Here is a 9127-nt window from a genome sequence, read left to right as displayed (position 1 = left end):
TTTGGAACCCGATGATGCCGACGGTGCCGCCGATCACCGCCAACGCGCCGGTGCCCATGCCCATCTCGGCCATCAGCGTGACCTACGACGAGAAGATCGCCGTGCTGGATCTCGGCGACGACGAAAACCGTTTCTCGCCGGACTTCCTCGACGCGATCAACGCCCGCATCGACGAGATCGAGGCAAGCGACGCGCACGGCCTGGTCACCACCGCGACCGGCAAGTTCTACACCAACGGCCTCGATCTCGATTGGCTCGGCGCACACGGCGACCAGGTGCAGTCCTACGTCGGCCGGGTCCACAAGCTGCTCGCGCGGGTGCTCACGCTGCCGATCCCGACCGCCGCGGCCGTGGTCGGCCACGCCTTCGGCGCCGGCGCCATGCTCGCCCTGGCGCACGACTACCGCGTGATGCGCGCCGATCGCGGCTTCTTCTGTTTCCCCGAGGTCGACATCCATATCCCGTTCACCCCGGGCATGGCCGCCCTCATTCAGGCCAAAGTCACACCGCAGGCCGCGGTGGCCTCGATGACCACCGGCAGACGCTTCGGCGGGGTCGACGCCGCGGGCCTCGGGATCGTCGACGCCACCGCGGGCGAGGGAGCGGTCAAAGCCGCGGCGGTGGAGCTACTTCGACCGCTCGGCAGCAAGGACCGTGGCACGCTGGGCGCCATCAAGAACACCATGTTCGGTCCGGCCGTGGCCGCGCTTACCGAGAGCTAGACCCGCTCGGCGATCAGCGACAGCAAGGCGCGCGACGCGGCACTGGGCGAGCGGGTGGCCGAGGTGGTGACGTACAGCCGCCAGGACAGGCTCTGGTCGGCCACCGGAACGGTGACCAGGCCGTCGTCGTCGATGTCGTCGAGGATGGACCAGCTCAGGAAACCGATGCCCAGCCCGTTGCGGATGTAGGCCGCGGCGGTGCCGATGTCGGCGACCTCCAGGGTGACGGTGCGCTCGACGCCGGCCGCGGCGAACGCATTGTCGACGACGATCCGGGTGCCATACCCCGGCGGCGCGTCGACGAACGACAGTCCCGCCAATTCGGCCAGGGTCACCGAATCGCCGGATGCCAGCGGGTGGTCTTTGGGCACCACCAGTTGCAGCGGTACGTCGGCGACCAGCCGAGCGCGCAGGTCTGACGGCGGGGCGCCGGTGAAGACCAGGAACGCGATGTCCAGGTCGCCGTCGCGCAGCTGCCGGGCCAGTCCCGTCGTGCCGGCACGCGCCGCCCTCAAGTGAACTCGCACTTCGGGATGCCGGACGTGCAGTTCGGCGAGCAATGCCGGTAGGTCGATGACGTTGATCGAGGTCAGGGTCCCGACGGTGACGGTGCCGCGCACGGTTTCGCGGGTGGCGTTGACGGCATCCTTCGCGGCGCGCGCGGCGTCGATAGTGGCGCGGGCGTGCGGTCGGAGCTCCTCCCCGGCGGGGGTCAGCCGCACCCCCGCCGGACCGCGGGTGAACAGTTCGGCACCGAGTTCGCGCTCGAGCGCCCGTATCGTCGCCGACACGCCGGACTGGACGACATGCAGCCGCTGCGCCGCGCGGGTGAAGCTCAGGTGATCGGCGACGGCGAGGAAGTACTCGAGCTGGCGAAGCTCCATCCAGCCATTATCACTGATCGTGCTAGTAGCCATCAGATAATTTCGCTGGTGGTGATCGCTGGCCCGGGCGTACTTTCGGCCGCGTGGACGTCACCCGAACTCGGTGGTCATCGCTTTGCGAGGACGACGAGTTCGTCGTCGACAACCCCGCCACCGGCCGACCCGTCGCCGTCGTCCGTGCAGCAGGTCCAGCGCAGGTGGACCAGGCGGTTCGGGCCGCGCACGCCGCCCAGCGGGACTGGCAGCAACGCCCCGCCCGAGAGCGCGGACGGTGCCTTCGCCGGGTCGCCGACGTCATTCGCGCGCACGCCTACGAGATCGCCGCCCTGGAGTCCCTGGAGATGGGTAAGCCGATCACCCAGGCCCGCCAGTTCGACGTCGAAGCGGCGATAACGATCTTCGAGTACTTCGCCAGTGTGGTGGAGGCACTCCCTGGTCACGCGCGCGACTACGGACCGGTCTTCGATGTGACCACGCTTGAGCCGTACGGCGTGATCGCGGGCATCGTGCCGTTCAACTGGCCGCCGATCCACACTGCCGGCAAGACCGCGCCGGCCCTCGCGGTGGGCAACAGCATCGTGCTGAAGCCACCGGAGCAGGCACCCTCGGTGGTGCTGCGGATGGTGGATTTGATCAACTCCGCGCTGCCCGAGGATCTGGTACATGCGGTTCCCGGCGGCGGCACGGTGGGGGCCACCCTGGCCGGACACCCGTTGGTCGGCAAGGTGTCCTTCACCGGATCCCCGACCACTGCGACGGCAGTATTGCGCACCGCCGCAGAAAACCTGACCCCCACGCTGATGGAGCTCGGCGGCAAGAACCCGTTGCTGGTGTTCGACGACGCCGACCTGGACAAGGCACTGCTGGCGGCGATCGACGGAGGCTTCTTCAACCAGGGCGAGGCCTGTACGGCGTCATCGCGAATTCTGGTGCAGGACAGCATCTTCGACAAGTTCATCACCAAGTTCACCGCGGCTGTCACCCGCCTCAAGGTTGGCGACGGCGCCGACCAAGCCACCGATGTCGGACCGCTGGTCACCCGCAGTCAACAACAGCGCGTGCTGAACTACCTCGATATCGGCGTCGCCGAGGGCGCACATATCGCCGCCCAGGCGCCGCTGCCCGACGATCCGCGGCTCGCCGACGGTTTCTACGTTGCGCCAACAGTTTTCACCGACGTCGAGCCGGACATGCGGGTGGCCACCGAAGAGATCTTCGGCCCGGTCGTCACCGTCCTGCGGTTCGATACCGAGGAGGAAGCGGTCCGGATCGCCAACCGCACTCAATTCGGGCTTGTGGCAGGGGTTTTCACTCAAGATACCGACCGGGCGCTGCGGGTGAGCCGGCAGATCCGGGCCGGTGCGGTGTTCGTCAACAACTACGTGCGGATCGCCGTCGGGACCGGTTTCGGCGGCGTCGGCCACAGCGGCTTCGGGCGCGAACACGCCCAGGAGACCCTGTCCGAGTACGGGTACAGCAAGACCATCCGACTGGCCGGCAACAGCGACGACATCCCGCGCTGGGCGGGCGCCACCCGAGTACTGGAGAGCTGAGCAATGCGCACCATCGCCATCGAAGAGCATTACGCCACAACGCAATTCCTCAACGGGCCGGGTGGTTGGTTGAAAACGCGACCGGGCATCGTTGAGCCGATTTGCAATCTGGGTGAAGCGCGTATCAAGGCGATGGACGAAGCGGGCATCGACCTGGCGGTGCTGTCCCTGGCGGCGCCGGGCGTGGAACAGCTGGACGGACCGTCGGCCGTGCGTCTGGCCCACGACTGCAACAACGAGCTGGCCGCTGCGGTCGAGCGATTTCCTGACCGGCTGGCCGGGTTCGCCACCCTGCCGATCAGCGAACCCGAGGCGGCCGCCGACGAACTGGAACGGGCGGTGCGCAAGCATGGTTTCGCGGGTGGGGTGGTCAACGGCCACTGCCGCGGCATCTACCTCGACGACGCGCACTTCGAACCGGTCCTCGACCGTGCGGCCGAACTGCAGGCACCGCTCTATCTGCATCCGACCATGCCCCCGCCGGCGGTGATCGAGTCCTGCTATGCCGGGTTCTCCGAGCAGGTGTCGTTCGCGCTCGCCACGGTGGGCTGGGGCTGGCACATCAACACCGCCACACACGTGCTGCGCATCATTCTGGCCGGGGTGTTCGACCGTCACCCCAATCTGCAGCTGATCATCGGGCACATGGGCGAGGGGATTCCCTTCATGGCACCGCGTTTCGACGCCACGCTGAAACCCGACCTGACCGGCCTGAACCACCCCATCAGCACCTACCTGCGCCGGAACCTGCACTACACATTCGCCAACTTCAACGACGCCGCGACCTACGCCAACCTCGTCGCCAATGTCGGCGTCGAGCGAGTGGCCTTCTCGACCGACTATCCGTTCGGGTCGATGAACGCGGGCCGGAACTTCCTCGACAGCCTGCGGCTGTCGCAGCGCGACCGGGCCCGCATCAGCCACCGCAACGCGGAGTTGCTGCTCGGCCTGTGAACTGCCGGTGAGGGGTGCTGTGGGATAGCCTGACAGTCAATTCCCGCGGCCATCCGCGCAAGCTTCGGCGATAAGGATTTGATGACACCGCCCGCACGCGCGCTGGACCGCGAAGACGCCGGTTACCACAAAGCGCTGAAGAACCGGCAGCTGCAAATGATCGCTCTCGGCGGCGCCATCGGGACAGGCCTATTCCTGGGCGCCGGCGGCCGGCTGGCCTCGGCGGGGCCGGGGCTGTTCGTGGTCTTCGGCGTCTGCGGCGCCTTTGTTTTCCTGATTTTGCGTGCCCTCGGGGAACTGGTCCTGTACCGCCCGTCGTCCGGCTCCTTCGTCTCCTACGCGCGCGAATTCTTCGGCGAGAAGGTGGCTTACGCCGCGGGCTGGATGTATTTCCTGAATTGGGCGATGACCGGGATCGTGGACACCACCGCGATCGCACAGTACTGCCGCTACTGGAAGATGTTCCAGCCCATCCCGCAGTGGACCCTGGCACTGATCGCGCTCGTGGTGGTGCTGACGATGAACCTGATCTCGGTCAAGCTGTTCGGCGAACTGGAATTCTGGGCCGCGTTGATCAAGGTGCTGGCCCTGGTGACGTTCCTGATAGTCGGGACGATCTTCCTGGCCGGACGCTTCAAGATCCAGGGTCAGCAGACCGGCTGGTCAATCTGGTCCGACCACGGGGGGTTCATACCGACGGGCGCACTGTCACTGGTGCTTGTCACCGCCGGAGTGGTTTTTGCTTACGCCGCAGTGGAACTGGTCGGCATCGCAGCCGGGGAAACCGCGGAACCGGAGAAGATCATGCCCCGCGCGATCAACTCGGTGGTATTCCGAATCGCCGTCTTCTATATCGGCTCCACCTTCCTACTGGCTCTGCTGCTGCCCTACACCGCATATCGCGACGGCGTCAGCCCCTTCGTGACGTTTTTCGACAAGCTCGGGATCTCCTGGGGCGACGACGTAATGAACCTGGTGGTGCTGACGGCAGCCCTGTCGAGCTTGAACGCCGGGCTCTATTCCACCGGCCGGATCCTGCGGTCAATGGCGATCAACGGCAGCGGTCCGAAGTTCACGGCGCCGATGTCGAAGAACGGCGTGCCGTACGGCGGCATCCTGCTCACCGCCGGGATCGGTCTGTTCGGCATCGTGCTCAACGCGGTCACGCCCAGCCACGCCTTCGAGATCGTGCTGCACATCGCAGCGACGGGTGTGATCGTGGCCTGGGCGACGATCGTCGCGTGCCAGCTGCGGTTCCATCACCTGGCCAAGTCCGGCGAGCCCGAGCGACCGGCGTTCCGGATGCCGCTGGCTCCCTATACCGGCTGGGTCACGCTGGCGTTCCTGGCCGGCGTGCTTGTCCTGATGATGTTCGACGAGGTCTACGGCCGCTGGATGATCGCCGCGATGGCGATCGGGCTCCCGGCACTTATCGGTGGCTGGTTCCTGGTACGAAACCGGGTGCGGGAAACCGCGGCCGCGCACGCCCGGCAACTCGACGAAGCCGGAGATGAAGAAGCGACGCCCTCGGCGGAACCGGTCGAATGAGCTCAGGAACACCCTTCGGCGCGCTGTAGCCAGTCAAGGACGTCGGAGCGGCGCAGCGTCCAACCACAGTCCGGCAGCCGTGCGATGACGTCGAAGGTGAACCGCTGATACGTCGACGACGGCACGGTCCACCCCTCGTCGCACCACGGGCATTTCTGGGGCTGCGGGGCGCCGCCGCATACCACGCACCGGGCGGCGTCGCCGAGGCTGTGGATGAGCAGCGACCGGGCCAGATCGGCCGGTCCTGAACCGGCGTATCCCCACATCAATCCGGTCGGGGAGTGCTTGACCCGGTGTGGAAGCAACCCGACGAACTCGCCGCCGGCTTCCACGGTGACCAACCGGCCACCGCCGGTCTGCTCGGGCTCGCATCCCCGGTAGCAGATGTCGTCGTCGTACCGTCTCATCTCGCAGTCCTGTCTCTACATCCCCCTTTCCAACGTTCCGATTTTGACCCGTCTATCTAGACATGTCAATACAGGAATATTTGCGCCCGCGTAACGCTTTTTCATCGGCGCCGTTGCAACAGCGCGTCACTGCGGTGACTTGCGCCGCGGCGCGCTTAATCTGACTCCCTGGATCGGAGAGTTCGGGGAGTAGCGCGTGCGGTTATTGCCAAAGGCACGGTGGGGCTTGCTGGCCGCCGCGGTGCTCGTCGCGGGGTGCAGCAGCACCGTTGACGGCAGGCCGATCGCCTCGCCCGGCGCCGGGCCGACCGAGCCCACCTTCCCGACGTCGCGCCCGAGCGCGGCCCCGCCGACTTCCTCGGCCCCCGCACCTGCACCGCCGCCGGCCCCGCCGACCAGTCCGACTCCGGGCGCCATACCGCTGAAACCCGACGAGAACGGCTACGTATTCATCGAAACCAAGTCGGGTCTGACGCGTTGTCAAATCAATAAGGAGAGCGTCGGCTGCGAGGCACCGTTCACCAACTCCCCGATCAAAGAGGGCGAACACGCCAATGGCGTGCACATCACCTCGGGCGGCAACGTGCAATGGGTGCTGGGCAACCTCGGCGCCATCCCGACCGTCACCATCGACTACAAGACCTATGAAGCCCAGGGCTGGACCATCGTCGCCAGCAAGGACGGCACCCGTTTTCAGAACAACGGCACCGGCCACGGCATGTTCGTCAGCATCGACAAGGTGAACACGTTCTGAGCTGACCCGGCACCGCCCTATACCATCGGGTCTGTGGCACGTTATGGCCCACCGGGGGACGACTTCAACAACCAGCCCACCGAGTACGGCGGCTTCGGCGGTTACCCGCCGCAAGGCCCGCCGCCGGGTGGGCCACCTCAGGGTCCGCGCCCGCCGGGCCCGCCGCCGGGTGGACCTCCGTACGGTCCGCCCCAGCAGGGGCCACCCCCGGGGCCCCAGCAGCAACCCACGGTGGAAGGGCAACCGCCCGGTCCGCCGCCGCAGTATGACCCCACCGTGGAACACGGCCCGCCGCCGCAGTATCAGCCGACCGTGGAACATGGTCCAGGACCGCAGTACCAGCCCACGGTCGAACATGGCTCGCCCCTGAATCAGCCCACCGTGGAGGGGCCACCGCCCGATCAATACGCTCCGTTCGACGAGGATCCCGATGCCGAGCCGCGGCCCTGGTACCGCAGGCCGGTGACGCTGATCGGCTGGGCGATTCTGGTCCTGATCCTGCTGGCGCTGATCGCCTACGGCGTCACCCAGCTGATCGGCGGGGACAAGAGCAACAGCCCCGCGCCGAGCACCACCTCGTCAACGTCGACCACCACGACTACCGCGACGACGACGACCACCACCACCACGGAGACGACCACCACAACCGAGCCCAGCAGTAGCGAGGAACCCCCACCGCAGGCTCCGCCGACCAACCCGCCGAGGAGTCAGCCGCCGGCGCCGGCGCCGTCGCAGCAACCGACGCACCGCGGCCCGCATCTGCCGCCGCTGCCGTCTACGATCACGATCCCCGGAGGGCCGACGATCACGGTGCCGCACCTGCCCTAGCCGCAGGTCACCGATCGGCAACGGACCCGCGTGGCGGGGGTTTGCGGGTCCGCGCAGCAACTAGCATCGGCGCCCGTGACCAGGTACGACCCGCCCGATTACGGCGCCAACGACCCGACCTATGGCAATCACGGCTATGGGCCGGGTGACGGCTACGAGCGGGAACCGGTACCGGGGTGGCGACGGCCGCTGGCGCTGGTGGGCTGGGGAGTGCTCATCGCGGTTCTGATCGGCCTGATCATCTACGGCATCGTGCTGCTTTCCCAGGGCCGACCCAGTCCCGCTTCGGTCACTACGACGACGTCCACCACGACCACGTCGCCCACCACGACCACTACGACGACGACAACGACCACCACCACGACCACCACGACAACGACCACCACGACGACGACCACCACCACGTCGCCGGAAAGCACCACGACCACGTCGCCGGAGACGTCCACCACCACAAGCACTGTGCCGACCACGACGCCGGCGAACTCGCCTGCACCCGGGTTGCTGCCCAAGCTGCCGTCGCAGATAACGTTGCCGCAGATCCCCACCGTCATCAATCTGCCGCCGGGCCTCTGACCCGGCCCAGCCGTCCGCAGGACGGCTAGGGTGGGGAACGGCCGCCGACCGCCAGCAAAGGAATGGACCAGAGGTGTGGATATGAGCGAGTCGCTCGGGTTGTCGATCGGGGTGGCCAACCTGGTCGCGGCCCGCTCGGGTAGCGCCCCGGTATCCCGCACGCCGGTCTTGACGTTGTTCGAGCACCGCCCATCCGAAGTCGGCCTGCCGGAAGAGAATCCGAATCTGACCGAAACCGGTCTGGTGCTGCGCGGGTTCGTGGAGCGCGTCGGCGATCCGGCACCGCTGGTCGCTGCGGACGGGACGAAATATCTGGGCCAAGCGCTGACCATCGAAGCGCTGGAAGCGATGGCGCGCACGGTCGGCTACGGGACACCGATCACCATCGCGGTGCCCGCCTACTGGTCGGACAACCAGGTGGCCGCACTGCGCCAGGAGCTGTTCGCGCAGCCGGACCTGACCGCCAAGGGTGGTGGCACGCCGACGTTGATCTCGGATGCAGCGGCCGCGCTGGCTGCGCTGAACGCCCGCCCTGGATTTCCCCGCAGCGGGGTCGTGGCGTTGTGCGACTTCGGTGCCGGCGGGACCAGCATCACCCTGGCCAACGCCGGCTCTACTTTCCAGCCGGTCGCCGGCACGGTGCGCTACAGCGAGTTCTCCGGAGACGACATCGACCAGCTGATCCTGAATCATCTGCTGGCCGTCTCCCCCGGTGCCGACAGCACGGACGTTTCTGGCACCGCCACTTCGATGGGATCGGTGACGCGGATGCTCGCCGGATGCCGGGCAGCCAAGGAACAGCTGTCGTCCGCGACGGTGGCGACGGTTGCTGTCGGTACCGGCGCCGGCCTGCAGCTGACCCGCACCGCCCTCGAGCAACTGATCTCGGGCCCGCTGGACCGAT

Annotated in this window: 10 protein-coding genes; 8 read left to right on the top strand and 2 right to left on the bottom strand. The window is 67.2% G+C overall.

Features of this window, described 5'->3' with window-relative positions:
• The first annotated feature begins 56 nt into the window (after positions 1-56).
• On the top strand, positions 57-722 hold the full coding sequence (locus A9X01_RS14830; RefSeq protein ID WP_065121500.1) for an enoyl-CoA hydratase-related protein: 666 nt from the start codon (positions 57-59) through the stop codon (positions 720-722).
• On the opposite strand, the gene A9X01_RS14825 is transcribed toward A9X01_RS14830, so the two are convergent.
• Complete coding sequence (locus tag A9X01_RS14825) at positions 719-1606, bottom strand: LysR family transcriptional regulator (RefSeq protein ID WP_065121498.1); 888 nt, start codon at positions 1604-1606, stop codon at positions 719-721. The two genes, A9X01_RS14830 and A9X01_RS14825, sit on opposite strands and share 4 nt — an antisense overlap.
• Positions 1607-1689: 83 nt before the next feature.
• Here A9X01_RS14825 and A9X01_RS14820 point away from each other — a divergent pair, with 83 nt between their 5' ends.
• From A9X01_RS14820 to A9X01_RS14810, 3 genes are all read left to right on the top strand, one after another.
• On the top strand, positions 1690-3159 hold the full coding sequence (locus A9X01_RS14820; RefSeq protein ID WP_065121497.1) for an aldehyde dehydrogenase family protein: 1470 nt from the start codon (positions 1690-1692) through the stop codon (positions 3157-3159).
• A gap of 3 nt (positions 3160-3162) precedes the next feature.
• Positions 3163-4113 carry an amidohydrolase family protein gene (locus A9X01_RS14815; protein WP_065121496.1) on the top strand — a complete coding sequence of 317 codons (951 nt, stop codon included), beginning with the start codon at positions 3163-3165 and terminating at the stop codon, positions 4111-4113.
• Between the two features lie 81 nt (positions 4114-4194).
• On the top strand, positions 4195-5661 hold the full coding sequence (locus A9X01_RS14810; RefSeq protein ID WP_065121495.1) for an amino acid permease: 1467 nt from the start codon (positions 4195-4197) through the stop codon (positions 5659-5661).
• Between the two features lie 2 nt (positions 5662-5663).
• On the opposite strand, the gene A9X01_RS14805 is transcribed toward A9X01_RS14810, so the two are convergent.
• The gene (locus tag A9X01_RS14805) at positions 5664-6068 is read right to left on the bottom strand and encodes a DUF6166 domain-containing protein (protein ID WP_065121494.1); all 405 of its coding nucleotides are present in this window, start codon (positions 6066-6068) and stop codon (positions 5664-5666) included.
• A 196-nt stretch (positions 6069-6264) separates the two neighbouring features.
• Between A9X01_RS14805 and A9X01_RS14800 the strand changes: the two genes are divergently transcribed.
• From A9X01_RS14800 to A9X01_RS14785, 4 genes are all read left to right on the top strand, one after another.
• On the top strand, positions 6265-6822 hold the full coding sequence (locus A9X01_RS14800; RefSeq protein ID WP_065121493.1) for a hypothetical protein: 558 nt from the start codon (positions 6265-6267) through the stop codon (positions 6820-6822).
• Between the two features lie 33 nt (positions 6823-6855).
• A complete protein-coding gene (locus tag A9X01_RS30515; RefSeq protein ID WP_172832521.1) occupies positions 6856-7650 on the top strand; it encodes a hypothetical protein in 795 nt (264 codons plus the stop codon).
• 75 nt (positions 7651-7725) lie between these two features.
• Positions 7726-8223: an oligopeptide transporter substrate-binding protein gene (locus A9X01_RS30510; RefSeq protein ID WP_172832520.1), complete on the top strand. Its 498-nt coding sequence runs from the start codon at positions 7726-7728 to the stop codon at positions 8221-8223.
• Positions 8224-8304: 81 nt separating this feature from the next.
• The coding region (locus tag A9X01_RS14785) for an Hsp70 family protein (RefSeq protein ID WP_155772101.1) at positions 8305-9127 on the top strand (823 nt) is incomplete at its 3' end.

It is taken from the genome of Mycobacterium asiaticum (assembly GCF_001668675.1).
In the GTDB taxonomy this organism is placed as follows: domain Bacteria; phylum Actinomycetota; class Actinomycetes; order Mycobacteriales; family Mycobacteriaceae; genus Mycobacterium; species Mycobacterium asiaticum_D.
This window is presented reverse-complemented; position numbering and strand designations above follow the sequence as displayed.